This is a genomic window from Streptosporangium oxazolinicum (genome assembly GCF_039537505.1).
Taxonomy (GTDB): Bacteria; Actinomycetota; Actinomycetes; order Streptosporangiales; family Streptosporangiaceae; genus Streptosporangium; species Streptosporangium oxazolinicum.
Window position 1 is genome coordinate 1 of sequence record NZ_BAABAQ010000019.1, and the last position, 25,724, is coordinate 25,724.

Annotated in this window: 28 protein-coding genes and 1 riboswitch; of the genes, 6 read left to right on the forward strand and 22 right to left on the reverse strand. The window is 70.5% G+C overall.

The window, feature by feature from the left end:
* Together ABD817_RS36080 and ABD817_RS36085 are read right to left on the reverse strand one after the other, a co-directional pair.
* Nucleotides 1–181, reverse strand: a 181-nt coding sequence (locus tag ABD817_RS36080; RefSeq protein ID WP_425583445.1) for a hypothetical protein, incomplete at its 3' end; no start/stop codon positions are given.
* A 154-nt stretch (nucleotides 182–335) separates the two neighbouring features.
* On the reverse strand, nucleotides 336–977 hold the full coding sequence (locus ABD817_RS36085) for a protoglobin domain-containing protein (RefSeq protein WP_344922915.1): 642 nt from the start codon (nucleotides 975–977) through the stop codon (nucleotides 336–338).
* Between the two features lie 266 nt (nucleotides 978–1,243).
* Here ABD817_RS36085 and ABD817_RS36090 point away from each other — a divergent pair, with 266 nt between their 5' ends.
* Entirely contained in the window at nucleotides 1,244–2,011 is a 768-nt protein-coding gene (locus ABD817_RS36090) for an ArsR/SmtB family transcription factor (RefSeq protein WP_344922916.1), read from the forward strand.
* 109 nt (nucleotides 2,012–2,120) lie between these two features.
* On the opposite strand, the gene ABD817_RS36095 is transcribed toward ABD817_RS36090, so the two are convergent.
* The 3 genes from ABD817_RS36095 to ABD817_RS36105 form a co-directional block, all read right to left on the reverse strand.
* Complete coding sequence (locus ABD817_RS36095) at nucleotides 2,121–2,588, reverse strand: YkgB family protein (RefSeq protein WP_344922917.1); 468 nt, start codon at nucleotides 2,586–2,588, stop codon at nucleotides 2,121–2,123.
* Nucleotides 2,589–2,910: 322 nt separating this feature from the next.
* Nucleotides 2,911–3,279, reverse strand: coding sequence for a hypothetical protein (locus ABD817_RS36100; RefSeq protein WP_344922918.1), 369 nt, complete (start codon nucleotides 3,277–3,279; stop codon nucleotides 2,911–2,913).
* Nucleotides 3,240–3,416, reverse strand: a complete 177-nt coding sequence (locus ABD817_RS36105; protein WP_344922919.1) for a hypothetical protein — start codon at nucleotides 3,414–3,416, stop codon at nucleotides 3,240–3,242. The genes ABD817_RS36100 and ABD817_RS36105 overlap by 40 nt, the downstream gene beginning before the upstream one ends.
* 3 nt (nucleotides 3,417–3,419) lie before the next feature.
* On the opposite strand from ABD817_RS36105, the gene ABD817_RS36110 reads away from it, so the two are divergent.
* Together ABD817_RS36110 and ABD817_RS36115 are read left to right on the forward strand one after the other, a co-directional pair.
* Nucleotides 3,420–3,623 carry a hypothetical protein gene (locus ABD817_RS36110; protein ID WP_344922920.1) on the forward strand — a complete coding sequence of 68 codons (204 nt, stop codon included), beginning with the start codon at nucleotides 3,420–3,422 and terminating at the stop codon, nucleotides 3,621–3,623.
* Nucleotides 3,624–3,721: 98 nt separating this feature from the next.
* Entirely contained in the window at nucleotides 3,722–3,964 is a 243-nt protein-coding gene (locus ABD817_RS36115; protein WP_344922921.1) for a peptide deformylase, read from the forward strand.
* Here the strand turns inward: ABD817_RS36115 and ABD817_RS36120 are convergent.
* From ABD817_RS36120 to ABD817_RS36200, 17 genes are all read right to left on the reverse strand, one after another.
* Nucleotides 3,878–4,342, reverse strand: coding sequence for a nuclear transport factor 2 family protein (locus tag ABD817_RS36120; RefSeq protein WP_344922922.1), 465 nt, complete (start codon nucleotides 4,340–4,342; stop codon nucleotides 3,878–3,880). The two genes, ABD817_RS36115 and ABD817_RS36120, sit on opposite strands and share 87 nt — an antisense overlap.
* Before the next feature lie 68 nt (nucleotides 4,343–4,410).
* Complete coding sequence (locus tag ABD817_RS36125; RefSeq protein ID WP_344922923.1) at nucleotides 4,411–4,683, reverse strand: Atu4866 domain-containing protein; 273 nt, start codon at nucleotides 4,681–4,683, stop codon at nucleotides 4,411–4,413.
* Between the two features lie 197 nt (nucleotides 4,684–4,880).
* Entirely contained in the window at nucleotides 4,881–5,735 is an 855-nt protein-coding gene (locus ABD817_RS36130; RefSeq protein WP_344922924.1) for an MmyB family transcriptional regulator, read from the reverse strand.
* 215 nt (nucleotides 5,736–5,950) lie between these two features.
* Entirely contained in the window at nucleotides 5,951–6,616 is a 666-nt protein-coding gene (locus tag ABD817_RS36135; protein ID WP_344922925.1) for an ABC transporter permease, read from the reverse strand.
* Between the two features lie 36 nt (nucleotides 6,617–6,652).
* Nucleotides 6,653–7,696 carry a medium chain dehydrogenase/reductase family protein gene (locus ABD817_RS36140; RefSeq protein ID WP_344922926.1) on the reverse strand — a complete coding sequence of 348 codons (1,044 nt, stop codon included), beginning with the start codon at nucleotides 7,694–7,696 and terminating at the stop codon, nucleotides 6,653–6,655.
* A gap of 131 nt (nucleotides 7,697–7,827) precedes the next feature.
* Complete coding sequence (locus ABD817_RS36145; protein ID WP_344922927.1) at nucleotides 7,828–8,244, reverse strand: Dabb family protein; 417 nt, start codon at nucleotides 8,242–8,244, stop codon at nucleotides 7,828–7,830.
* On the reverse strand, nucleotides 8,241–9,350 hold the full coding sequence (locus ABD817_RS36150; protein WP_425583446.1) for an MFS transporter: 1,110 nt from the start codon (nucleotides 9,348–9,350) through the stop codon (nucleotides 8,241–8,243). Before ABD817_RS36150 ends, ABD817_RS36145 begins: the two co-directional genes overlap by 4 nt.
* A 289-nt stretch (nucleotides 9,351–9,639) precedes the next feature.
* Complete coding sequence (locus tag ABD817_RS36155) at nucleotides 9,640–11,778, reverse strand: GMC oxidoreductase (protein WP_344922929.1); 2,139 nt, start codon at nucleotides 11,776–11,778, stop codon at nucleotides 9,640–9,642.
* 151 nt (nucleotides 11,779–11,929) lie between these two features.
* A complete protein-coding gene (locus ABD817_RS36160) occupies nucleotides 11,930–12,583 on the reverse strand; it encodes a response regulator transcription factor (protein WP_344922930.1) in 654 nt (217 codons plus the stop codon).
* On the reverse strand, nucleotides 12,580–13,698 hold the full coding sequence (locus ABD817_RS36165) for a sensor histidine kinase (RefSeq protein ID WP_344922931.1): 1,119 nt from the start codon (nucleotides 13,696–13,698) through the stop codon (nucleotides 12,580–12,582). Before ABD817_RS36165 ends, ABD817_RS36160 begins: the two co-directional genes overlap by 4 nt.
* A gap of 242 nt (nucleotides 13,699–13,940) precedes the next feature.
* Entirely contained in the window at nucleotides 13,941–14,384 is a 444-nt protein-coding gene (locus ABD817_RS36170) for an SRPBCC family protein (protein WP_344922932.1), read from the reverse strand.
* Between the two features lie 59 nt (nucleotides 14,385–14,443).
* The gene (locus tag ABD817_RS36175; RefSeq protein ID WP_344923050.1) at nucleotides 14,444–14,647 is read right to left on the reverse strand and encodes a helix-turn-helix domain-containing protein; all 204 of its coding nucleotides are present in this window, start codon (nucleotides 14,645–14,647) and stop codon (nucleotides 14,444–14,446) included.
* A gap of 196 nt (nucleotides 14,648–14,843) precedes the next feature.
* The gene (locus tag ABD817_RS36180; RefSeq protein ID WP_344922933.1) at nucleotides 14,844–15,254 is read right to left on the reverse strand and encodes a (2Fe-2S) ferredoxin domain-containing protein; all 411 of its coding nucleotides are present in this window, start codon (nucleotides 15,252–15,254) and stop codon (nucleotides 14,844–14,846) included.
* Nucleotides 15,251–15,799 carry a DUF7676 family protein gene (locus ABD817_RS36185; protein ID WP_344922934.1) on the reverse strand — a complete coding sequence of 183 codons (549 nt, stop codon included), beginning with the start codon at nucleotides 15,797–15,799 and terminating at the stop codon, nucleotides 15,251–15,253. Before ABD817_RS36185 ends, ABD817_RS36180 begins: the two co-directional genes overlap by 4 nt.
* Nucleotides 15,796–17,595: an ATP-binding cassette domain-containing protein gene (locus tag ABD817_RS36190; protein ID WP_344922935.1), complete on the reverse strand. Its 1,800-nt coding sequence runs from the start codon at nucleotides 17,593–17,595 to the stop codon at nucleotides 15,796–15,798. The genes ABD817_RS36185 and ABD817_RS36190 overlap by 4 nt, the downstream gene beginning before the upstream one ends.
* 2 nt (nucleotides 17,596–17,597) lie before the next feature.
* Nucleotides 17,598–18,608, reverse strand: a complete 1,011-nt coding sequence (locus tag ABD817_RS36195) for a FecCD family ABC transporter permease (protein WP_344922936.1) — start codon at nucleotides 18,606–18,608, stop codon at nucleotides 17,598–17,600.
* A 59-nt stretch (nucleotides 18,609–18,667) separates the two neighbouring features.
* Complete coding sequence (locus ABD817_RS36200; protein ID WP_344922937.1) at nucleotides 18,668–19,876, reverse strand: ABC transporter substrate-binding protein; 1,209 nt, start codon at nucleotides 19,874–19,876, stop codon at nucleotides 18,668–18,670.
* Nucleotides 19,877–20,045: 169 nt separating this feature from the next.
* A riboswitch (cobalamin riboswitch) is annotated at nucleotides 20,046–20,244 on the reverse strand.
* A gap of 378 nt (nucleotides 20,245–20,622) precedes the next feature.
* On the opposite strand from ABD817_RS36200, the gene ABD817_RS36205 reads away from it, so the two are divergent.
* The 3 genes from ABD817_RS36205 to ABD817_RS36215 are packed head-to-tail and all read left to right on the forward strand — an operon-like array spanning nucleotide 20,623 to nucleotide 25,694.
* Complete coding sequence (locus ABD817_RS36205) at nucleotides 20,623–21,330, forward strand: TetR/AcrR family transcriptional regulator (protein WP_344922938.1); 708 nt, start codon at nucleotides 20,623–20,625, stop codon at nucleotides 21,328–21,330.
* Nucleotides 21,331–23,895, forward strand: coding sequence for an ABC transporter ATP-binding protein/permease (locus ABD817_RS36210; RefSeq protein WP_344922939.1), 2,565 nt, complete (start codon nucleotides 21,331–21,333; stop codon nucleotides 23,893–23,895).
* Complete coding sequence (locus ABD817_RS36215) at nucleotides 23,892–25,694, forward strand: ABC transporter ATP-binding protein (RefSeq protein WP_344922940.1); 1,803 nt, start codon at nucleotides 23,892–23,894, stop codon at nucleotides 25,692–25,694. Before ABD817_RS36210 ends, ABD817_RS36215 begins: the two co-directional genes overlap by 4 nt.
* The last annotated feature ends 30 nt before the right edge of the window (nucleotides 25,695–25,724 follow it).

Below are 25,724 nucleotides of genomic sequence, written 5' to 3' on the forward strand. Positions count from 1 at the left end.
GGCCGAGCCACTCGCGCATCACCCGCCTGTCGCCGAAGATCCGCTCGAAGAGCGGGTTCATCGACTCGAAGTCGATCAGCGTCTCGTTGACGTCGAACACGAGCACCGACGGCTCCCCGCCGATCCATCCGGTGCCGTTTGGCCCCTGCTGAGTCGCGGAGGTCACCAGATTGTGGTTCATGGTTTCGCTCCCCTGTTGAATGATCTTCAGGCGGTCAGCCGCCCGTTCTCGGTTGGCCGGTTGCCGGAATTGGCCGACCGGCCGTTACGCGGTCCGCGTCCCGGGCCTCGCGCGCCTTCGCCGACGAAGACCGCATGTGAGCCCGTGCTGTCCGTCACCAGTCGGCGGCGGCCACGTAGGGCCGGGTCCAGACGGTGACATGCAGCATCACGGACTTGGTGAAGGCGGCGTGCATGCGGTCGACCTGCTCGGCTGGGGCACCGTCGGCCGCGAGATAGTCGCGGGCGGTGGCGATGACGACCGCGGTGAAGGCCAGCAGGTAACGCATCGGGATGTGATCGAGTGAGTCGGCGTGATCGGTGCTGTTCTTCTTGATCCGGGTGTGGCGCAGCCCGATCTCGTGCTGGTAGTTCAGCCAGTCTTGATCCAGCGGGCGGGTGCAGGCGTCGATGATGAAGCGGTCGAAGCGTGGCTTGGACGCGGCGCCGTACTCGGGGTTGGGCGTGCCGTCGGGATGGCCGGAGTAGGCGTGCATGAACGGCAGTTCCCCCAGCCGCTTACGGTAGGCGCTCACCATGTCGTCGGCCTGGTCGGCCAGTACGCGGGCGGCCTCGGTCAAAACCTGCTCGTCCTGCCGGGTCAGCCCCACCACGGCCTTGAGGTGCTCCAGGTCCTCCAGCGTCAACGGCGAGACGGCGGCCTCACCGGTGCCGTAGGTGTAGCCCGGGATCTTCTCAGGCTGCTCGGTGACCAGTTTGGGTGTCGGCGTATGGTCACTCAACGTGTGCTCATCCATGGCAAAGACCCCCTTTTCGTTGGTAGAGCGTTTTAGGTCGCTACGGTGATGTGAATCGCGCTTCGAAAGATCACGGCATGGTGGTCACGGCCATCGACGCCGCGTTTTCGGCCTGTGTGGACTCGCCCGCAGGCACGGCCGGAGACCGTCGCTCCAGGCCTCCGGCTCCCCCGGGAAGAGCTCGGTTCTCGCGGGCCGTCATACCCCGAGGCTAACCGCGGAACGCTTCGACACCGATCAAATCTCAGCGGATTTAGCCTGGTCGTATGAGACAGCCGGAATCCGCCCGTCGGGTGGGCGGAGACACCGACATCGCCGTGATCGGCGCGCTGGTCGCCGACCCACGGCGGTGCCGGATCCTGCTCGCCCTCGACGACGGCCGGGCCCTGCCCGCCAGTCGCCTGGCCGCCGAAGCCGGGGTCAGCCCCGCCACCGCCAGCAGCCACCTGGGCAAGCTGACCGAAGGAGGGCTGCTCGCCGTCGAGGCCCGCGGCCGCCACCGCTACTACCGGCTCGCCGGGCCCGCCGTCGCACACCTCATCGAGGCCCTGCAACAGCTCGCGCCCGCCTTGCCGGTCCGCTCGCTACGCCAGCACACTCGCGCCCGGGCACTGCGCGAGGCCCGCACCTGTTACGACCACCTCGCCGGGCGGCTGGGCGTCGAGCTCATGTCCGCGATGATCGAACGCGGCCATCTGACCGGCGGCGACGGCGTCTTCGACCTCGCACACGCCCGGCGGGACCAGCCCACCGGCTACGGCCACGACGTCGACTACACCCTCACCGAATCCGGCGCGGAACTCCTGGCCGATCTCGGGCTGCACCTGCCGGCGCGCCGACGGCCCGTCCGTTACTGCATCGACTGGAGTGAGCAGCGCCACCACCTTGCCGGAGCACTCGGCCGCGGCCTGCTCGACCGATTCGCCCAAGCCGGCTGGATACGACGCACCGACACCACCCGCGCCATCCACATCACCGACACCGGCAGCCAAGGCTTGCACGACCTTTTCGGCATTGACCTCACGCCATCGTAGGCGAGCTCGCCCCACGCGATGGACGGATCACGGCGAGAACGCGTACGGATCGCGACGACCGGTCAGGCGGGAGACCACTCGCCATCGCCGGCCTCCCGGAACGCGGAGGTCATGAGCGCCGGGCGTCTCGCAGGGATTCGGCGGCCGTGAGCAGAGAGGCTCCCAGCAGCACGGTGTCCTTTATCAGAAACTGGCCCACGAGAGACAGTTTCGGCTCCCGATGTCTCTGCTGCCAGGCCTCCGGCGTGGTGATCAGGAAACTGAGCGTGCTGGTGAACATCCCCACCGCCACCAGACTGCCGAACGCCGAGGCTCTGGGGGCCAGCGGTTTCGCCGCGATCAGCGATCCGATCACGATCTCCGCCGCGCCGATCAGCCTGGCCAGCCTTCGCTCACCGAACACGGCGGCAAGTCGTGAGAACGGCGGGCTCGAAGCGATCAAAGGGCGAATGTTCTCAACCTCGTAGTCCTCGAACTTGAGCCGTCCGATCACCACCAGGTTGAGCGCCAGCCCGGAACGAAGCGTAAAGACCCCCACCGTCCGAAGACTGCCGATGGCCGCAGGTGACGTTCTCATACAGGCACCCCCTCGCATGGTGCATCGCGACGTCCTGCGTGAGGCCAGTTTACGCCGGTCACCGTCGGCAGCACGCTGAGCAGGGCCTTCGATGTGTGGATTCGAGCAAGGAGATCGCCCGGCGAGCCGACCTCCTCGTCCCGCTCGGCTTCGGCCACGTAGCGAACGCGGAGGACGGATCACCACCGCCGCGCGGTGCGATCTCACGTTCTCCCGCCTCCGGCCGTCTACAAGGGTGTGAGGGGATCGTGCAGGCGGTTCCGCTCGGGCTCCGGCGCCTGCCCGAGGCTTACCACGGAACCGCTGCGGCACCCACCGGGCGTCAACAGGTCGTTGACGCGATACGTCCGGCGAGGCGATCGGCGCGCTGGCAGGCGCCCTGTTTGGTCAGGCATAGGGCGGCGCCGACCCTCGACCGGGCCACGCCGTCGGCTCGGACAGCGGTGATCAGGTCGAGCTCCCGGCCATCCAGGGCGGCGAGTTCCTTCTCCAGGTCGGCGCGCACGACCGGGGTGAGAGTCAGCGCGGCCATCCGGGCCGCCGGGGTGGCGCAGGGGTCGGCGGCCGCCGCCGCAAGGGCTTCTCGGGCGGGCATCGGCTGCAGGTGCCGCTGCCAGGCGGCCCGGTGATCGCCTGCGGCGTAGCGGTCGCTCAGGTACTCGGCCGCCCACAGCCGATCGCCCGGCCGCACCTGCTGCAGGTCATCGCCCAGCAGGGCGCCGACAGCGGGATCCGATAGAGCTCCTCGTGGCGGGTGTGGCCCTGGCGGGCCCAGTAGCCGGCGCGTTCAGCCAGGTTCCAGGCGTTGTCGGGCGTCCAGTCCCGCACAGCGTGGAGCACGCCGGGCAGGCGCATTTCGGCATCGCCGCGGCCTCGTACCACCATGTCCTGTGCGAGCGCCGCGGAGTCCTGGCCGATGTGGCCGTCGAGGACCTGGCGCAGACGGCGGCGGGCCTGACGGCGCGAACCGGATTCGAGATCACCCCCTCGGGCCAGGTGTCGCGCGGCCGTTGCCTGCGGTGCCGGACCGGCTGAGGGCCCGCGGTGGCATGCCGCACGCCCCCGCGACCAGTTGCATGAATATTGTTGTTGCGAGAAACATGCATTAGAAGCCGCAGAGGAGACACCCATGGGTGACTACACTGGCGGCCAACCAGATCGGCGTCGGCTCGCAGGTGTTCATCTACGACTGTCCCGACGACAGCGGGGAGTTCCGCGAGGACGTCGTGGTGAATCCAACTTTGATCATGTTCGGGTGGGACACCGCAGGCTGCACGAAGAGGAGCAGATCAGTTCAGCTCGATGCGTTCGACGAGCTCCCGTACGGCGATCATGTCCAGGAAGGCGTGGCAGCGCACAACGCGGCCTCTCCGTAGCCACCAGACCCAGCAGTACTCGTTGTGGTACGCGACGCCGTCGACCGCCGTCGCGTGGCCATCGAAGCGTATGACCACCGTGTCGCCCTCGGTCCAGAGGTCTCGGATCGTCATCACGAGCACCGACGCCAGCCGGTCCAGGACCGGCGCTGACCCCTCCGTCAGGAACTCGGCCTTGGACGTGTAAGTGCGCCCGTTGACGATCTTCCACTCCACGTCGTCGTGGAGGATCTCGTAGAGGTCGCCGCCTGCGTTCTGCTGCTCGAAGGCCCGGATCACCGCCGCCTTGTTGCGGCCTTCTTGGGTCGGCCGGTCCAAGCGTGGCCCGCCGACGGCCTCGCGAGATGCCGCCGAGGCGGTGCCAGCCCCGGACAACATCGTCACTCCTCCGGCGACCGCTGCTGTCATGAATACGCGCCGGCCCTGGTGCGAAGTGCTGTCTGCCATCATCGTCCCTCTCTGATCTGTTGGTGTGCGTCGCTGCCCTCGCGGTAGAAGACGTAGCCCCCGTGGTGCAGCACATCTCCGTCAAACGTCCCGTCCGCGCTGAATCCGGTGTCGTCGACGTACTCGATGCGGGTGCCGACAATCCGGTATGCACCCGTGTAGGCGCTCTCCCGCTCTCCGCGGGCCTCGTCGTAGCGGCCGTTCGCAAGGAGCATCTGACGGATGTGCCCGTCGGCCGTCACCCACATCCCGACGTATGGGTGCGGCGACATCTCTCCGCCCTCGGCCGGCGGCGTCCCCGGTGTCCGCCTGGGCGGTGTCTCCGTCGCGGACGACGGGGAAACCCCCTGCCCTCGCTGAGCGGCGTCGTCAGGAGACGCGGGTCCCCCGCTGCCCGGCCGCACCGAGAATAAGAAGAAAAGCACCGCGACGACGCCCGCGCCACCGAGCATGGTCCAGGAACGGGCCCTCATGAGACCCCCTCGCGTGAGTCGTCGCCGTGCTGGGGCTGGGGCACCGTCAGCGAGCCGAGCAGGCGCAGCGCGTCCGCTGTCCGGGTGCCCTCCTGGGCGTGGTAGACGATCAACTGCTGCCCCGGGGCGGAGCGCACGTCGAAGGTCTCCATGCGAAGGGTGAGCTCGCCGACGTCCGGATGCAGCAGGATCTTCGCCGCGTCGGACTTGCCCCGTGCGTCGCGTCGCCGCCACAGGTCCGCGAACTCGCGACTCTCCTCCATGGCCGTCCGCAGCACCTCCTGAATCCGTGGATCGTGCGGCCGTGCGCCTTCCAGGAAACGGAATCCCGCGACCACGTTGGCCGCGGCCGTCTCCCAGTCGCTGTAGAACGAACGGACCGACAGGTCGAGGAACATCGCCAGCAGCAGGTTCGTGCCGGGTTCGAGGTGATGGAAGACCGCACGCCCCAACGTGTTCGCGGCCAGGACGTCGTAGGCCCGCCCCAGGATCATCGCCGGCGTGCGGTCCCACAGCTCGGCCAACGCCAGCAACCGAGGGGCGGTACGCTCGACACCGCCTTCGCGGCGCGGCAGCGGACTCATCCCCGCGACGCGGTACAGGTGCAGCCGACCGTCGTCGTCCAGCAGCAACGCGTCGCTCAGGGCGTCCAGGACCTGCGGCGACGGTCGCCGCTCACGCCCCTGCTCCAGCCGCAGGTAGTAGTCGACGCTGATGCGCGCCAACAGCGCGACCTCTTCGCGACGCAGGCCGGGGACGCGTCGCCTCCCGTCCTCGGGCAGACCGACATCAGGCGGCATCACCTGCGCGCGCCGACCCCGCAGGTAGTCGCCCAGCCGTGAAATCGTCATGTCGACCAGGCTAGATTCCCCGCCTGCCGGAAGCCTGGTCCCAGTGCTCCCAGTCGGGACACGGCCTGAGAGCCTCCAGCAGAACGCGGTCATCGGTTCAGGCGTCGCCGGCAGACGGGAGCTGAGGCTGGAACCGTGAAGGCTTCGACCGATCCACCCCCGCGTTGGAGGCACGCCGTGGTGCGGCTGAGGCGATATCGCGTCCAGCGGGTACGTCACCGCGGGTGCGACTGGTCCGGCTGCCGTTCGAGGACGGGGTCCTTGCCGGTCCAACGGGCGGCTGCCGTGCTGAGTGCGGCGAGGCGGCGGCGTTCGAGGACGGTGGCGACGGCGTAGCCGCCGCCGGCGGCGACGGCGAGGACGGTGTAGACGCCCAAGATGTCGGTGGTGAAAAGGGAGGCGGCCCCGACAAGCGCGAGCCAGGAGCCGAGGATGTAATGCAGGTTGATGTGGCGTGCGATGCCCTCGGCGATGTTCATGAGGCCGACGATGAGCACTGAACCGGCGGCCCAGAGCATGTCCTGCAGGCCGGGCTGGTCGACTGTTCTGGTCAGGGCGGTGATGGCCAGGAACAGGGCGGTGAACGCGGTGCACCAGGCGATCCCGAGTAGCTTTTCGGCCTGTTTGCGAGATTCGCTCGCGCCCTGCTGAGAGCGGATGCCTGCGCGCACGCCCAGCACCAGGGCAGGTATCAGACCGGCGACGAACAGGGCGATGGGCAGCCACGCGGGCAGGCTGAGCAACGGATCGGCGCCCTTGGAGAGCGCGGCGGTGCCGTGACCGATCACGTAGGCCAGCGTGAAGCTGAGGTAGGCGGCACGGCTGTCGACCTCACCTGCGGGGACCGCGACGGTCGGGGCCGGTGTCGAGGGAGAATTCACGGTGACTGTGTCCTTTGAGGTAAACATGTCGGAGGGTCAGGAGTCCGCGACGATGACGACCTTGCCGAGCACGGTGCGCGACTCGGCGAGCTTGAGTGCGTCGGCGGCGCGACCGAGGGGGATCTGTGCGGCGATCTGCGGTGTCAGCGCGCCGTCGGCGACCAGGCGCAGCACCTGGCTGAGGTCCTCGCTCAGCCGGGCCCGGAAAGTGGCGGGGCGGCGCTTGCCGGACCAGAAGTTGTAGAACGTCGCGCTTCTGCCGTTGGGCAGGTGGTTCCACGCGGACAGGCGGGCGATTAGTTTCAGGAACGGCAGGGCCGCGTTGCCCGCCTCGCCCTTCGCCGACGCCGTGCCGTAGTTGACCAGGGTTCCCCCCTTACGGAGCAGTTGCCAGGACTGTCGTAGACCGGTGCCGCCGACGTGGTCGAAGACCGCGTCCACGCCGTCGGGGGCGAGCGCGCGGATCTGGCGGTACATATCCGGGTCGCGGTAGTCGACCGGGGTCGCCCCCATCTGGCGCACCATGTCGTGGTGGCGCTGGGCTGCGGTGCCGATCACCCTGATCCCGGCGTGGCGGGCCAACTGCACCAGCGTGTTGCCCACGCCACCGTTCGCGCCCAGCACCACGATCGTCCCGCCTCTGCGGACGGATGCCGATCGGTGCAGCATCTGCCACGCGGTGATGCCGTTCAGGACCGCGGTCTCAGCGGCGGCCGCGTCGACTCCGTCCGGTACCGGAACGAGGTCGGCGGCCGCGACGTGCAGGTGGCTGGCCCACCCGCCGATCTTGGTCACCGCGGCGAACCTGCGGTCCTGGAGTGCCGGGTCCACCCCGGCGCCGGTGGCCGCCACCGTTCCCACCACGTCATAGCCGGGGACGAACGGGAAGCTCGGTTGGTCGTAGTACTTTCCCAGGCGCATCTGCTGTTCGGCGAACGACACCCCGGTCGCCTCCATCCGCAGGACCACCTGTCCCTCACCGGGAGGCGGGAGATCACGGGTCCGGACTTCCAGGCCGTCGGACTCGACCGGGCCCGGTAGCACGATCTCAGTGACATGTGTGGTGACAGATCCAGCCATCAGGTACCTCTTCGGCATTCGCGTGTTGACTCAGGTCGGAAGTGCTGCGGGTCTGTTCGCCGTGACCGGCGCTCGGCGGGCGTGCCGTCGGTTTCGCGAGCACGCCCGCCGATGGCGATCGCCGTGGTTCGTCAGTCCGCGTGAGCGCCGGGCGCGGCACTGCCGCTGTACTCGCCCAGGCCGGCGACCAGGTCGGCTACGTCGGGATTGTCGGTGTACCTGCGCCGGTGGATGTCGGCGATCTTCGTACCCAGTTCCGGGTCGGAGTCGTCGGAGACGTCGAACGAGACGAACTTGTCGATCAGCGGCAGTCCGGCGCGGTCGATCTCCAGGTGTGCCGGGTGGTTCATCATCGCCTCGTAGCCGGTAAGGTCCGCGATGACGGAGACGGCCCCGTACTCGTACTCCCCGCCGAAGTCGCGGCCGACAACGAACGACGTGATCGACGGGATCGCGTCGCACGCGTCGCGCATGGCCTGGAGGCCGGCCGTCACCTCCTCCGCCGTGACGCCGGGCCGGAGGGAGAAACGAATGCCGTGATAGATCATGGAACTGCTCTTTCCTTGTTGGGGTTACGTTTCCGCGCGCCGCCGGCGGCGACCGCGCAAGCGAGCATGGCGATTCCGGCCCAGGTGAACGAGTCATCGACGCCGAACGCCTGGACGACGGGCTGAACGACCAGCGGTGAGAGGAACTGACCGAGGAAGATCGCGGCGACGAGTCCACTGAAGATCCGGCCGCGCCATGCTGGTGGGGCGAGCTCGGACAGGCGCAGGGTGAGGTTGGGAATGGCCAACCCGACACCGAGGCCTCCGACGAGCAGACCCGCCGCGATACCGGTGATCGTGCCGGTGCCGCCGGCGAGCAACCAGCCCGCGCCGAGCAGCGCGACGCAGACCACGGTGATGGCCGCGGACCGCAGGCGCCGGCGCAAGGCCGGGAAGGCGAAACCGCCCAGCGCGCTGGCCAGGGTGCCGCTGGCGACGATGACACCGATGAGTACGGGACCGATGCCCTGACGCGCCAGCAGGAACGGCACCTGCGTCGGCGCCATGTAGAAGACCATCGTGGCGACCAGGGCCAGGGCATAGATCCCGAGCACGCTGCCGGTCGCCGTACGGCCACCGCCTTCGACCGGCGCGGAAGCGGCCGGCGACCCCTCCCTTACGGCGAAAACGGCGACCAGCGCGACCGCCGCGGCCAAGCTGTAGAGCCAGAACGGCACCCGCCAGCCGATCGTGGCGAGTACGCCGGCCAGGGGCAGGAACAGCACCCCGCTGAGACTCGCGAACACCTGCTGCAGTCCCAGGAACGACGCACGTCCGGGGCCGTCGAACCAGTCGGTGATGATGGCGTTGACGGCGGTCATCACACCGCCGACGGCGATGCCGAGCAGCGCCCTGCTCGAGAGCAGCGACCACAGATCGGTCAGGAAATATCCGGCGGTGCCGCTGACCGCGTAGAGCACGAGACTGGACAGGAGCAGCGGCCGGCGGCCGACGCGGTCGGCGGCCAGTCCGGACAGCGGGGCGCTGAACGCGACGGTCAGCGAGGTGATCGTCATCGCCAGCCGGACCAGCAGGGAAACCCCGGGCTGGTCGGCGAAGACCCGCTCCATCGCCGGGAGGCTGGGGGCGATGATGGCGGGTGCCATGATCGTCAGTGTCGCCGCGGCGAGAACGGTTCCGCGCGCGGCGCGGCCGGGTCCCCGGTGCCCTGGCGCTGCCGTCGTGCCACCGTCCTCGTGTGGACTCACTCGGCGGGCGGTCTGTGGCTCGGGAGGCACGGGCGACCTTTCGGAATCATCAGGCGATGCGAACGCTGAACGAACCGCCGATGCTCACCGCTCGGCCGATCAACACGCTATGAGCGACCGGATTCGATGTCTTCGGACGCCGGTGCCGACCCGGACGGCACCCTGGTAGGAACAGAACGGCCTGCCGCTACCGCCGTATCGCGGAGGCCGCGAAGAAGGCGGCGAAACGGAGCACCACACGCAGGCGGCGTGCCCGGGTGAACCCGGTTCCGGTGAGGGAGGATCCCAGCCGTACCAGGTCGCGGGGACCGATGGACAGGACGCAGCGCCGGCCTTCGCCGGATGCCGGATGGGCTGGGACGATCTCCGTGTGGAGATTGGTCAATCCGGCGAGCAGCGCCATCGGCGCGCGGGAACGCACGGTTTTCACTCCCCGCACCTGCCACGGAAGACCATCCACGTCGTGGAAGCGCAATGTGTACGACATCGCCACCTGACGGCCTTGGGGGAACAGCGAGAGCGTTCCGGTGACGTCCGCCTGCGAGGTGAGGCCCTCGACCTCGATGACGCCCCGCATCGACACCGGATGTGCCGGATCGGCGAGGAACCGGTCCAGGCCGGGAATCTCCGCTCTCAAGGTCATCACCACCCTCGGATGCTCGTTCCCGTGGGTGCTCATGCGTTCCGTGAAGACGATGCCATCGCCTTTGGTCGAGGCATGGCGCTCGGCCATGAACGCGAACGCCGCGTCCTCGGGGACTTTGGTGTGCGAGACCGAATGCCACTCAGGGGCACGCCATCCGGGACGCCCCGAACGGCGGATCACTGTTTCGATCGAACGTTCCGCCGCCGCCAGGATCGTGGCGGAGGGGTTGACCCCGGTCGCCGCGGGGAGCACCGAACCGTCCACGACGAACAGGCCCGGGTAGCCGTGCACCTCACCGGCCTCGTCGACGACGCCGGTGGTGATGTCACGGCCGGGACGGACACCGCCGAGGGCGTGCACCGTGACGGTGCGGCGCAGCAGAGACCAGGTGACAGGGAGGTAGAGGCGTGCGTGGAGGAGCCGCGCGAGCAGCGGACCCACCCGCGTCTGAGACCGGTAGAGGTGACCTTGCCAGCGATTGCGCCATGACAGGCTGGCTTTGCCCGACCGATCCAGCCGCAGTGTCCCGTTGCCGGAGTCCCTGCCCATCGCGAGAACGGTGAAGGTGTGTCGCGGGGTCGTGCGCCTGACCTTCCGCCGCCACCACGCACGTGCCGCGCGAGCCGGCAGGATGGTGTCGAACAGGGTGTGCAACGGCGGCGGAAAGGCGCCGTCCTGCACCTGGAACCAGACCGACCGTCGCCCCTCGGGCACGTCCAGCACGGTGTTGGTCGTGATGGTGGGCCCGGTCGTCATGTCGTCGTGGTTGTCCCGGAGTTCGGCCAGGGTGAGGAAGTCCCCGTTGCCGGAGAATCCGTGCCCGAGCTGATGGGAGAGATCGGGCAGGGTGCGGTGCACGTCCCGGGACCGCAGCAGAAGCTCGGTGGTCGCGACCGCCCCGGCGGCCAGCACGACCCGGCGGGCGAACCACTCACGTTGGGCGGCGTCGGGATCGGACGGGGTCGAGGCGATTACCGCGTAGCCGCCGTCGCGCGTTTCGATGCGCCGCACCTCCGCGTCGGTCACGGCACGGGCGCCGCAGCGCTCCGCTATGGCGAGGTAGGTGGTGTCCAGCGTGTTCTTCGCGCCGTGGTTGCAGCCGATGACGCATTCCCCGACGAAGGCGCAACCACGCCGTGACACGCCGTGCGCGTTTGGCCGCCATGTGTCAGGATCGCCGAACGTCACCGCCAGATTGGGGCGCACGGTGGCTTCGGACATGGTCATTTCCTGGATGAGCCGTTCGACGAGTTTCGTGCGGGCCGGGGGCTGACCGGTGCGCGGATCATCGCCTACCGGCGCGACACCCATCATGTACGCCGCCAAGTCGTAGTACGGGTCCAGCGCCTCGCGTCGCAGATGGGCCGGCCAGCTCTCGTCCAGCGCCCCCTCGTACGGCCGGGCGAACACGTTCGCGTACACCAGCGAGCCGCCTCCCCAGCCCGCACCGTGGACACTGCCCATGCGCCCGAGCCAGCGGATGTCGTAGAGCCCCTGCCCGACCTCCCACAACCAGCCGTCCTCCAGACGCGGCCGGCGGGGGAAGTCACCTGGCCGCCACCGCCGGCCACGTTCGACGACGATGACCGAGAACCCGGCCTGCGCGAGGCGGGCCGCGGCCACCGCGCCGCCGAACCCGCTGCCGACGACGATGGCATCGGCCTCATCTGGATCGGTCAAAGCCGTTACCTCTCGATCGAAGGCGGTCCGTACACCCGTCGATCGATTCTGCGGACCGCGGACGTGGAAGTCGCCGCCCTCAGGTGCCGGAGCCGATCCCACCCTGGTCGGAAGATCTCGTCCGCGTCGTCCCCCGGTAGCGGGTGTCCGCTCATCTACGGGGGTGGACGAGTCCTGTGTCGTAGGCGAAGACGATGGCCGCGGCTCGGTCGCGGGCACCGAGTTTGGTGAAGATCGTGCCTATATGCGACTTGATCGTGGTTTCGGCGAGGTTCAGGTGGTCGGCGATTTCCCGGTTGGACGCCCCGCGGGCCATGAGGCGAAGGACGTCGAGTTCGCGGTCGGACAGCGCGTTGATCCGGTTGTCGAACCGGGCCGCAGGCCGTGCGAATTGCCGGTAGGAGGCGAGGATCGGGCCCAGCAGGGTGCCGTCGATCCAGGTTCCGCCGGAGGCGACGGTGCGCACCGCTTCGATGAGGTTCTCGGGTGTGGCCGACTTCAGTTCGAAACCCGCGGCGCCGGCGTCAACCGCGGACCAGAGGACGTCCTGGTCGTCGAAGGTGGTGAGGATGCAGACCGGCGGTCCGCCGGTGGCCCGTACCCGCCGGGTCGCCTCGACACCGTCGACGCCGGGCATTCGCACGTCCATGCAGATGACGTCGGGGGCACGATGGGAGAGGCAGGGCACGACCTCGCTGCCGTCGCCGCATTCGCCCACGACCTCGATGTCCGGCTGGCTTCGCAGGATCAGTCCAAGCCCCGCTCGTACCATCGGCTGGTCGTCGACCAGCATCACGCGGATCATGCGGACGCTCCGGCGAGACGGCGGGGCAGACGCGCCTCGACCACCCAGCGTTCGTGGTCCGCCCGGGCCCGGAAGGTCCCGCCGATGGCCGCCACCCGGTGATCGAGGCCGGCCAGTCCCATGCCCCCGCCGGCGCGTCGGCGACGCGGCCCCAGCGCGTTCTCGATCCGCACCTCCACCCCGTCGTGGCCAATGCCGATGCGGATGGTCGCCTCGGCGGATCGGGCATGTTTGGCGACGTTGGTGAGGGCCTCGCGGAGCACGTCGTGCAGCACGATCAGTGGCGCCGCCGACACGCGTTCGATGTCGCCGGCGACGTCGATGCGAATGTGCATCCCGGCATCGCGGTACGTGCTCAGAAGATGTTCGAGCTGCCCGGGGCCGACCGGCGTGAGCGAGTGGGAGCCCCCGTGCATGAGCATCAACGCCTGGCGCAGCTCGTCCATGCCCTTACGACCCAGATCCTCGGCCTGCCGCAGGGCGTCCGCGGCTTCCTCGATCGCCGTGGGCGAGGAGGCGAGCAGCATCCGCACCCCGGACAGGTGCAGCAGCACGACGCTGAAACTGTGCCCCACCAGATCATGCAGGTCCCGGGCGATGCGCTGCCGATCCTCGGCCAACTCGGCCTCGGTCAGCCTGATGGGAGTACGTTTCAGCTCCTCGATCAGCGCGAACTGCCGGCCGACGACATGACCGAAACCCCATCCGATCAGCAGGCCGCCGAACCAGAGCCACGCACCCAGCCCCCGGTGCCAGTCATTGGTCTCAAGTAGCCAGATCAGAAACGGCGACAACAGACAGACAACCATCATGACCGTGTCGAGCCGTCGCGGACGACTGGCCGCGACCACGGCCAGAGCGGTGGTGACCACAAGATAGGCACTGCGGGTGACGACCGCCGCGTCGCCGACGAGCGTCGGGAACATAACCCACGACAGGAGAAGCCACCCCGGCATCGACCGCCAGACCACCCGCACGATCAGCGCCGGAAGCATCAGAACCGCCAGAATCCAGCCCCACTCCAGCGAGTAGTACAGGTTCAGCACCCCCAAGCCGGTGCTGAGGACAGCCGCTCCGATCAAGAACTTGTCGCGGTCGCGCAGCAGCAAGCGCATGTCAGAAATATAGGTCAGCACCGCCGCCGGCGACTCCGACCACGGTGCCACGGCACCTCCTACCAGAGAAAGAGCGGAAGGCGATCTTCCGACCGGAGAACGAGCGGAAGGCGATGTCCGCTCCTGGGTCGCCGCCGCCCGCATGATCGAATTCACTGTCCCGGATGGTCGCGGAACGGCCGCCGGCCGCGGCGAGGGACGCGTCGTGCCCCGGGCCTCGCCGCCGCATGAGGAGGTGCCGATCACCCGTCGGTGGCGTTGGCGTTGGCGTAGGCGGCGAGACCGTCGGCCATGCGTTGCATGAAGCGGGTCAGGTACCACCGCCAGAAGCCTCCCGAGAGCGGCATCCTGGGGTCGAAGGTGGCGGACCACGCGATGTGCGTGCCCCCGCCGGGCACCGGGGTGAGTTCGATGGTCCCGCGGTACGAACGGAAGGCCCCGTTCACGGTGTCGTAGACGAACCGCCGGTTGTCGATCAGTTCGACGATCCGCTCCCGGGAGACGCTGCGGCCGGTGCGGAAGATCCTGGTGTCGCCGACCTCCTGCCGGTCTTCGGGATCGCCGCTCTCGACGTCGGCGGAGTCGATCGGCGTCCACCGGGGCCAGGTGGCCGCGTGGGTGAGCGCCGCGAAGACGGCGTCGGGAGTGGCCCGCGAGCGTGCGGTCACGCCATAGGAGTACGGCATGCGCCCAAACGTAGGCACTGCCGACTTCGCTGGACATGCGGGCGATTGCGGTCGATCGATCAGTTCTTGCGGTACGTCGAGGGGCGGACCCCCGTATGGCGCAGGAAGGCCGACGACAACGCGCCCGAAGCGGCGAACCCGCACCGCGCGGCGATCCGCTCGATTGGCACTCCCTGTTCAGCCAGGTGCGATTCAGCGCTTTTCGGCGGATTCCAACACCTCTCCCTTACCTCCACAGATCGGTCTCGGCCTGTCGGTCCCATAGATCGTCGAGCGCCGGTACGGCCGTACGGCAGGCCGCTCCGGCGGACCCGCGAGTACGTCGAGATCGTCCGTCGGAGCCGTGCCGCATATGCCGGGCTCACCACCGGTCACCACTCCCCCGGGCAACCGGATCCTCGACGATGAGCCGGCGACCGGTTCACGAGCGAGGGCTCGGGCCGAAGCGCTGATCCGGCATCACGGTTTCCTGTCCGCCGAGACGCCTTTCACGGGGCTCACCACGGAAAGCCCTGGGACGCGAGGGGCTTTTCCCGCTCTGGCCAGGCCGGGTGGAGTGAAGACGTGCAGGGTGAGGATGTCGGGTATCGGGGCGAGGCCGGGGCCGCCGGCCCGGATCCAGGCGGCGATGTCCTCGGCGGCGTCGGGGTGGTTGACCAGCCCGAGCCACACCGGCCGGCCGCCCGCGGCGCGTCCGGCGGGCGAGGGGCGGACCACGACGACGTTCGCCTGCTCGCACACGTCCAGGCAGTCGCTGACGTGAACGTCGGCGATCTCCGACAGGCGGCGGAGCTGCTCGTCGTGGTCGAGGGCGGGAACCTTCCGGACGCTGCCACAGCAGCAGTCCCGGCAGACGGTGAGCCTGCTCATGCGTGGGTGAATCCCTTTCCGGCGCGATCCAGCGGGTCGGGTTCCAGCCCGAGGTAGGTGGCGCGCAGGTCGTCCCACGCGGCGAGGCGGCTGTAGTCGGGCGGGGAGAGGATCTGCTGACGGTCGGTGAGAAACGGGTTGGGCAACAACACGGTCATCAGCTGGTCACCACGGCCGTTGAACATCCGCACGCCCCAGGAGACGGGGCTGCCGTCGGCGCTGATCGAGCGGTAGAGCTCGGCGCGGGCGCAGCGGCGGACGGCACCGAGTTCGGGACCGCTGGCGGTGTGCTCGCCGATGCACAGGTGGAAGTGCCAGCGACCGAAGTCGACGGTGACGTAGCCGTCGTACAGGCTGATGCGTTCGGGGGCGTTGGGGGCGGCGACCTCCCAGGCCGCGCCCTGGACGATGACACCGAACCAGATGTGCTCCCAGTGTTTCTCGAAGATGCCGGTGACCAGCGACAGCAGGGTGCGCTCGTCGGTGGGCAGCTTCCACACGTGCAGGGTGCCGGTGCCGTGTTCCTCGACGACGGTGTGGCTCATGCGGGTCCTCCGGTCTGTCGCAGGGTCAGCGCCCACTGCTCGCGGCGCGTGTCGGGGTCGATCAGGGCGCAGTCGCCGCACTTGCCGCCCTCGGGCAGGCGGTAGTACAGGCAGCAGCTGCGCCGGACGAAGAACGGCTGTCCGGGAGCGGGTTCGACCAGGTCACCGCTGCCCTGAAGTGCTCCGATCGTGAGCAGCTCGCGGCCGAGCGCGATGGCCCGCGCGGTGAGTTCGGGGCGCTGCCGGGCGATGGTCCGGACGGTTCCGGCCAGGGCGGAGGCGGCGTTGCCCCACAGCAGCCCGGGGGCGATCTTCACGATCTCCTGTACGGCCTGTGCCAGCGGTTCCAGCAGTTCGGTCAGTACGTTGTCGTGCAGCGGTCCGGCGATCCGGGCGGGGTCGAGGATCTGCGAGCCGGTCGGGCGCTCGGCTCGCAGCGGCAGCGGCCCGCTGGGCGCCGCCCGCCAGTGGACGCGGGCGGGATTCAGGTCCAGGAGCAGGTCGTGGGCCACCGCCGCGCCGATGACGGGTGACCACAGCCGGGCCGCCAGCCCCTGGAACAGGATGGAGGCCGCCACCCGGAGCTCGCAGGTCCCCAGGCGCCCGGCGACGTCGGTGATCCGCTGCCGCAGCGGCTCGGGGTCGGCCAGCAGGTCGGCGAGCGGCCGCCAGCCCGCTTCGGTGTCGATCGGGCCGATTCCGAGTTCGAAGTAGCCGCTGATCGTGGAGATGTCGGCGACCGCCGACGACACCGTCGACGGTGCGGCGGGAAGCAGTCCGGGCGGGGCGGCGGTGAGCCGGGAGCGCGCCGTACGTATCCAGGTGGCGAGGTCGGGCAGGGTGGCGAACCGGTGGACGGTGCCGTCGTAGGCCGCCTCGTAGCCGTCGCCCGTCCATTCCACCGCCAGCTCGGCGGGCCCGTCGCCGGCCGTACGCCAGCCCTCCCTGGCCAGCGCCCGCTCCAGCAGCGGAACATGCAGCCCCTCGGCGAGGACGCGGACGGTGCCGCCGGTCCCGTTCCGGAGCACGAACATGCCGGAGGCCGCGTCGAAGGCCAGTTCGCCGCCGTCGAAGGAGGCGCCGATCACCTCGCGCAAGGTCAGCTCCTCCGGGGTGCCGGTGTGCAGGCGGCCCGCCGGGTCGATGAGCCACATCCGGTCGGCGACCCGCAGCGCGAGCTCCAGATCGTGGGTGGAGACCACGATGACCAGATTCTTTTCGCGGGCCAGGCTGCGTAGCAGGCCCATGAGCGCCACCCGGGAGGTGACGTCGAGGAAGGCGGTCGGCTCGTCCAGCAGGATCGCCGCCGGTTCCTGGGCCAGGGCGCGGGCGACGAGCACCCGCTGGCGCTCGCCGTCGGACAGCTCGGTCACCGCCCGGTCGGCCAGGTGGCCCGCGTTCACCGCGGCCAGCGCCCACGTGACGATCTCGTGGTCGCCGGGAGAGAGCCGCCCGGTGAATCCGGTGTGCGGGTGGCGGCCCAGCCCGGCCAGCTCGCGGGCGCTCAGCAGCGGCGGCAGGTCGCGTTCGGTGAGCACGACGGCCAGGCTCCTGGCGAGGTGGGCGGCGGGCAGGGTGCCGACGCCGACGCCGCCGACGAGCACCTGGCCGCCCAGCGCGGGCTGGAGCCCGGCCATGGTGCGCAGCAGCGTGGACTTTCCGGTGCCGTTCGGGCCGATCAGCACGGTCAGCTCGCCCGCCGGCGCCTCGGCGTCCAGGCCGTCGAGCACGCGACGCTCCCGATGCCCCCGCCGTGCGGGGTATCCGGCGTGCAGTCCGCGCAGTTCCAGGCTCATGTTCACACCGCCAGTCCGGTCCGGGCCGCGCGGCTGCGCAGCAGTACGGCGATCACCACGGGCGCGCCCAGGATGGTGGTCACGGCGTTCAACGGCAGCACGACCCCGCTGCCCGGCGCCTGGGTGGCCACACAACACGCCAGCGCCACGGCGGCGCCCAGCAGGACGGCCGCGGGCATGAGCACCCGATGGTCGGCGGTGCCCAGCAGCAGCCGGGCCACGTGCGGCACCGCCAGGCCGAGGAAGGCGATCGGCCCGCAGTAGGCGGTCACCGCCCCGGCCAGCACCGAGGAGGTCAGCAGGGTCAGCGTACGCACCGCCCGGACCCGTACACCCATCGTGCGGGCGTAGTTCTCGCCCAGCAGCAGCGCGTTGAGCGGTTTGACCCCGGCCAGCGCACCCGCCAGTGCGGCCACGCAGACCGGCGCGAACACCCCGAGGTCTCCCCAGGTGGTGCCGGCGAAGCTGCCCAGCCCCCACATGATGAACTGCTGGGCTCGTTGCGGGTCGGTGTAGACCAGCAGCAAGGTGATCAACGAGACGGCGGCCGACCCCACCATCACGCCGATGATCAGCAGCGTCACCACCGACCGGACCCGCCGCGACAGCACCAGCACCAGCCCGAGCACCGTGGCGGCGCCGGCCGAGGCGGCCACCACCACGCCCGCGCGGCCCAGGCCCGCGACGCCCGCGGTGAACGCGCCGGCCGCGCCACCCCACCCGATGATCACCAGGGCGACGCCCAGGCTCGCGCCCGAGCTCACCCCCAGGATGTACGGCTCGGCCAGCGGGTTGCGAAACAGGGTCTGCAGCTGCACGCCGGAGACCGACAGGGCGGCTCCGGCCAGGGCCGCGGTGATGGCGCGCGGCAGTCGCACCGTCCAGATGATCTCCTGAACCCCGGGGTCCGCGCCGCTGTCACGCACCAGCGCGAGCAGTGCCTGGTTCAGCGGGATCAGGGTCGAGCCGAGCAGGACCGCCAGCGCGAACGTCAGCGGCACCGTGACCCCCATGGCGGCCAGGACAACGCCCCGGCGGCGCCGGGACGCCACCGGAACGTCGGCCGGAGCCGTCACCTGATCAGCCGCTGGTAGAAGGTGAAGGCGTGCTCCGGTGCGAGGTCGGAGTGCAAGATCGCGACCAGGTCGGCCAGGATCAGGTCCGGGTGGCCGACGCCGCGCTCGAAGAAGTCGTTGCCGCCCCCGGGGCCGAGCGTCCTGTTCGCCGACCAGACGCTCCCGGCCTCGAACGCGCCGAACTTGGCGTAACGCGGGTCGGCCTTCTCCACATCGGTCAGGCTCCTCCACTCGTTCACGGTGGCCAGCCACACCTTGGCGTCCCTGGCCTTGGACAGCACGGCCTCCAGGTCCAGGGTGGTGCTGCCGGATCCCGGCGTGTCCGCCCACGGGTAGGTGCCGCCCGCGTCCTTGATCAGCCCCGCGACGTAGCTGCCGCCGTTGGGCACCGACCACTGCCCCTCGTACATCTGGCCCGGCAGCACGGTGACCGGCGCGGCCGCCTTGGCCTTGGCGGCCAGGGCGGTGTAGTCGGCCTCGACCTTGCCGAACACCTCGGCGGCCCTGGCCTCGGTACCGGTCAGCGCGGCCATCACCTTGATCCACTCGGCGCGGCCCAGTGCGGTGGACTCCAGCCATTCGGCGTTGGCCACCACCTTGATCCCGGCCTGGCGCAGTGGTCCGTAGGACTTGTCCTCGGTGCCGCCGCTCATCAGCACGTCCGGTTTGGCGGCGATCACCTTCTCGGTGTCGACCTCCTGCCCCTTGGCGTACTCGGTGATCTTCCCTGCCTTCACCTGGGCCAGCACCTGGGCGGAGGTGATGTACCCGGCCGAGGAGACGCCGGTGAGCCGCTCCAGCACGCCCAGGTCGGTGACGAACGGCAGGTGGGTCGTCGAGGCGGAGAACAATCGCTCGATCGGGGTCTCGACGGTGACGGCCCCGGCCAGTTCGCCGGTGAGCGCGGGAGCGGGGGTACCGCACCGCACCAGCACGTAGGTCTCCGGTTTGGCGCCGGGGGCGGGCTGTTTGACGGTGAGGACCTGATAGTTGTTGGCATAGGTCAGGGTGAAGTTCGTCGCGTGCCCCACCTGCTGCTTGACCGGGAAGTAGTCGCGGCCCGCGTCGAAGGCGGTGACGCAGCGGCCCTCTGCCGCCGGAGCCGCGTCCGGGGCCGCGGGCGGAGTCGCGTCCGGGGCGCCACAGGCGGCGACAGCGAGTAAGGACGCGAGCAGTGCTGCGGTGACCGGGCGGGGGATGGCCATGCGTGCTCCTGACGGCGGGCCGCGGACGCCGTTCCTCGACGGCCTCCGCGACAAGTGGGAGGCCGGGTCGACCAGGAGAGTCCAGCACGCCGAGCACGCCCAGGGCCGGCAGGCCGAGGTCCAGGCATGGCGATCACCGTTCCTCCCTTGGGGAGATCCGCCCCAATTTCTGCGAGGAGGCGACCGCGTGAGTCTCCTGGCTCTCGGGTCGAGGCTCGTCCCGGCCTTCCCACCCGTTATCCGGGCAGTGGCTTCGTCGGGATTCGCTCGCCGATCACAGTGGCGGGACCGCGCCGGATTCACACCGGCTTCCTCAGTCCGCGCTCGCCTACGCCGACCATGCTCGCACACCACTCATCAACGACAAAGCGCGCGCCACCCATCAGACCCGGTACGCCTCCTCGCGTTCGACAGGTGCGCCGACGGGTACCCCGTGGAGTACCTGGGCGAGGACCTCCGCCCCCCCGGACCACGCGAGGTCCGGGCCTGTTGAAGTACGCCGGACCGTCCAGCACCCACACCTGGCCCGCGCGGACCGCCGGCAGGCCGGCCCAGCCCGGCAGGCGGGTCAGCAAAGGCCACTCCGCTCGGGTCCGCTCGGGCGGAAAGCCGCAGGGCATCATGTACCGCTCTTCGCGTACGCCCGGTCAGCACCACCTCGCATGCTTGCCGGAACACCGTTGCGGCCAGGCCCACCCTTAGTTAGGGTACCCTTTGTTACCCCCTATAACAAAGGAGCCCGGACAGTGGCGTCGACAGCCCGCAGTGGTGGGCGTACTCCCCGTATCGGCACGCGGGACATCGTCCGGGCCGGTCGCGCGCTGGGCATGAGCGAACTGAGCGTGAAGGCGGTCGCCGCCGAACTCGGGGTCACCGCGGCGGCGTTGTACCGTCACGTCGACGGGCGGTGGGGCCTGGAGCGGCTGGTGGGAGAGAGCATCCTCGCCGATCTGGTGCTCCACGACGACCCTCGACACGGCCTTGAACCGCACCTGCTGTCGTTCGCGTCGCAACTCCGGGCGTTCACCCTCGATCACCCCGGAATGGCCCGTTACCTGCAGGTGCTGTTCCCGCGAGGCGAGGCCGGGCGGCAAGTGCTGAGCGCCGAGGTCGAGGCCCTGATACGGCGCGGCTACACCCCGGAGGGAGCCGTGGTGGTCAGCGGCGCGGTCGCGTCGCTGACGATCGCGATGGCGGCCTCGGAGGAATACGGCGTCGCGATGGAGCGAGAGGACGCGGGCGGCCTCGACCGGGAGCGCCGGGCCGCGACCGCCGGTGTCGAACTCGACGAAGGGCTCGGCGCCGCCCACGCCGTGCTCCCGCAGATGGGACGCCCCGAATACGTACGGCTGGTGCTGACCGGCGCGATCCGGGGGGTGCTCGGCGTCGCCCCGCCCGGCCGCCCCGTCGCCGACGTCATCGCCGACCTCGCCACCACACAGAAGGAGTTGTGAATGGCCAGGCGTGGATTCACGGGTGTGGTGATGCGGGGCTACGGCGCCCGCGATCACCAGGCCACCGTCGTGGGCACGGAGACGCTGGCCCCGCACTTCGTGCGGGTGCGGCTGAACTCGCCGACCCTGTTCCAGGACGCGATCGCCGTGCCCACGGCGTGGTTGCGGTTCTGGTTCCCCGACCCCGACGGCGGTGACGCCGAGCACCAGCGGGCGTACACGATCTCCTGGGCGGACGAGTCCACCGGCGAGTTCACCATCGACATGGTCCTGCACGAACCGGCCGGCCCGGCCTCGGTGTGGGCCAGGGACGTCGAGCCGGGTCAGACGATCATGGCCACCTCGCTCGGCTCGTCGAAGTTCGACGTCCCGCAGGAGCCTCCCGCCGGCTACCTGCTGATCGGCGACTCGGCGTCGATCCCCGCGATCAACGGCATCCTCGCCACGGTGCCGGCGGACGTGCCGATCGAGGTCTACCTGGAACAGCACGACGACGCCGACCTGTCGATCCCGCTCACCGCCCACCCCCGGGCGCGGATCCACTGGGTGCCCCGCAACGGACCGGCGTCGCTGGCGGGCGCGATCGAGGCCAGGGACTGGTCGGACTGGTACGCGTGGGCGGGCCCCGAGGCGGGCTCACTCAAACACCTGCGCACCCGGTTGCGTGAGGAGTTCGGGTTCCCCAAGTCGGAGCAGTACGCCCAGGCGTACTGGTATCACGGCCGCGCGTTCGGCAAGAGGCGCGGCGGACCGGAGCCGGAAGCGGAGCCGCAGCCGGGGCCGCAGCCCGTGCCGGGGCCGGTCCAGGCGTCGCGAGGGCGGTGGCGGGCGCAGGGCGCGGGCCGGTTGCTCGCGCCGCTGAAGCCGACCCTGTTCCTGGCCGGCGCGCTGCAGGCCGTGGTCACGCTCGTTCAGCTCGCTCCCTTCGTCGTGCTGGTCGAACTGGCACGGCGGATGGTGCTGGGGGCGGGTGAGGGGAGCCTGTGGGCCCTCGGCGCGTGGGCACTGGGCCTGATCGGCGCCGGCACGTTCCTGGGCGCGGCGCTGACGTTGTGGCTGCACGCCGTCGACGCGCGCTTCGCCCGTGATCTGCGGCAGCGCGTGCTGGGCAAGCTGGCGCGGCTGCCGCTGGGCTGGTACACCGCACGCGGCTCCGGTCATGTGAAGCAGGTCGTGCAGGACGACACCCTCGCGTTGCACTACCTGGTCACCCACGCCGTCCCCGACGCCGTGGCGGCCGTCGTCGCCCCGGTCGCGGTCCTGGTGTACCTGTTCGCCGTGGACTGGCGGGTGGCGCTGGCGTTGTTCCTGCCCGTGCTGGTCTACCTGGTGACGACGGCGGTGATGGTGGTGCAGTCCGGCGTCCGTACCGCCCAGGCGGCGCGGTGGTCCGAACGCATGAACCGGGAGGCCGGCGGATACCTGGAGGGGCAGCCGGTGATCCGGGTGTTCGGCGGCGCCGCCGCCTCGCCCTTCCGGGCCCGGCTGGATGAGTACATCGCCTTCCTGGGCGACTGGCAGCGCCCCTTCACCGGCAAGAAGACGCTGATCGACCTGGCCACCCGGCCGGCCACCTTCCTGCTGCTGATCGCCTTCCTGGGCACGTGGCGGATCGGCTCGGGCGCGATGGAGCCGGTGTCGCTGCTGCCGTTCCTGCTGCTCGGCACGGGATTCGGCGCGCGCCTGCTCGGCATCGGCTACGGGCTGGCCGGCTTGCGTACCGGCCTGCTGGCCGCCCGGCGCGTCCAGACGACGCTCGACGAGACCGAGCTGGTGGTCCGTGAGGAACCCGCCGCCCCCGTGGACGAGCAGCCGGGGACGGTCGTGTTCGACCGGGTCGGCTTCTCCTACCGGCCGGGGGTGCCGGTCATCGGTGACGTCTCGCTCGAACTGCGGCCGGGGACCGTCACCGCGCTGGCCGGGCCGTCCGGATCGGGCAAGTCGACGCTGGCCGCGCTGCTGGCCCGGTTCCACGACCTCGAATCGGGGGCGATCCGCATCGGCGGCCGTGACCTGCGCGACTTGACCACCGACGAGTTGTACGCCCGGGTCGGCTTCGTGTTCCAGCAGTCCTGGCTGGTCCAGGGGACCGTGCACGACAACATCGCGCTCGCCGTGCCCGACGCCACCCGCGAGCGGGTGGAGGCCGCCGCCCGCGCGGCGTACCTGCACGACCGCGTTCTGCGGATGCCGCACGGCTACGACACCGTGCTCGGGCCCGACGCCGCCCTGTCCGGCGGTGAGCGGCAGCGCCTGACGATCGCCCGCGCGATCCTCGCCGACACCCCCGTGCTCGTCCTCGACGAGGCCACCGCCTTCGCCGACCCGGAGTCGGAGTACGCCGTACAGCAGGCCCTCAACCGGCTCACCGCCAGGCGCACCGTCCTGGTCATCGCCCACCGGCTGCACACCGTCACCGGAGCCGACCGGATCGTCGTGCTCGACGGCGGCCGGGTCGCCGAGAGCGGAACCCACGACGAACTGCACGCCGCAGGCGGCCGGTACCGGCGGCTGTGGGACGCCGACGCGAGCCGCACCACCGCGCACGAGGAGGCGACCCTGTGATCCGCACCCTGTTCCACCTGCTGCCGCCCGGCAGGAGGGGCCGCGCCGCCGGTCACGCCGCCCTCACCGTCCTCGGGGTGGTGCTGCGGGCGGCCGGGGTGGTGCTGCTGGTGCCGCTCGTCGCCGCCCTGTTCGGCGCCGACCCCGGCGCGGCGTGGCCGTGGCTCGGGCTGCTGGCCTCGGCGACCGTCGCCGGTTGGGTGGTGGACGCGGCCGCCGCGCGCATCGGGTACGACCTCGGCTTCGCCCTGCTGGACCACACCCAGCACGACGTCGCCGACCGGCTCTCCCGGGTCCGGCTCACCTGGTTCACCGCCGGGCACACCGCCACCGCGCGGCAGGCGATCTCGGCCACCGGGCCGGACCTGGTGGGCCTGGTCGGCTACCTGATCACCCCGATCGTCGGCGCGGTGCTGCTGCCCGCGGCGATCGGGATCGGGCTGCTGCCGATCGCCCCGCCACTCGGCCTCGCCGCCCTCGCCGGGGTGCCCCTGCTGCTCGGGGCGTTCTGGGCCGCCCGGCGCGTCGGCGCGGCGGCCGACCGGGCCGCCGCCGACGCCAACAGCGCACTCACCGAGCGCATCGTCGAGTTCGCCCGGACCCAGCCGGCGTTGCGGGCCGCCCGGCGCGCCGAGCCCGCCCGCGGCGCTGTCGGCGCGGCGCTGACCACCCAGCACTCCGCCACCGTCCGGCTGCTGCTCCTGCAGATCCCCGGCCAGTTGCTGTTCGGCCTGGCCAGTCAGGCCGCTCTGGTGCTGCTCGCGGGCACGACCACCTTCCTGGCCGTAGGCGGCGAGCTGAGCGCGCCCGAGGCGATCGCGGTCATCGTCGTCGTCGCCCGCTACCTGGAGGCGTTCACGACGCTGAGCGAACTCGCGCCCGGCATCGAGAGCGCCACGACGGCCCTGCGGGGCATCGAGACGGTGCGGACCGCGCCGGCCCTCTCCACCGGGCCGCCCGCGCCTTCGGCCGCGACGCCCACCGCGCCGGGGATCCGGCTCGACCGGGTCACCTTCCGCTACGCCGACGACACGCCGCCGGTGCTCGACGGTCTGGACCTCACCCTGGAGGCGGGCACGACGACCGCGATCGTCGGGCCGTCGGGATCGGGCAAGAGCACCGCCTTGGCCCTGCTCGCCGGGCTGCACGAGCCGACCTCCGGCCGGGTCCTGGTCGACGGCACCGACATCGCCGACCTGGGTCCGGAGGCGCGCCGGGCGCTGGTCAGCGTGGTGTTCCAGCACCCGTACCTGTTCGACGGCACCATCCGCGACAACATCCTCGCCGGTGACCCCGGCGCCGATGACGACCGGTTCGGCCACGCCGTCACCCTCGCCCGGGTCGACGAGATCACCGACCGGCTCCCCGACGGCGACCGCACCGCCGTCGGCGAGGCGGGCGCCACCCTGTCGGGCGGGGAACGCCAGCGGGTGAGCATCGCCCGCGCCCTGCTCAAGCCGGCGCCGATCCTGCTGGTCGACGAGGCGACCAGCGCCCTGGACACCGAGAACGAGGCCGCCGTCGTCCGGGCGCTGGCCGACGACCGCATTCCCCGTACCCGCGTCATCTCGGCCCACCGTCTCAGCAGCATCAGGCACGCCGACCGGGTGATCTTCCTGGAGGACGGCCGGGTCGTGGAGGACGGCACGGTCGACGATCTGCTGGCGGCCGGGGGCCGGTTCACGGACTTCTGGCGACAGCAGGAGCAGGCGGCCGGATGGCGCATCGCCGCACCCGACCGTGGGGAGCACCCGCTTCTCCAAGACGGCCGCCCTCCGGCCCGTCCGAGACCGGCGTAGGAGGTGACTTCACGGATGATGGCGGCCCGA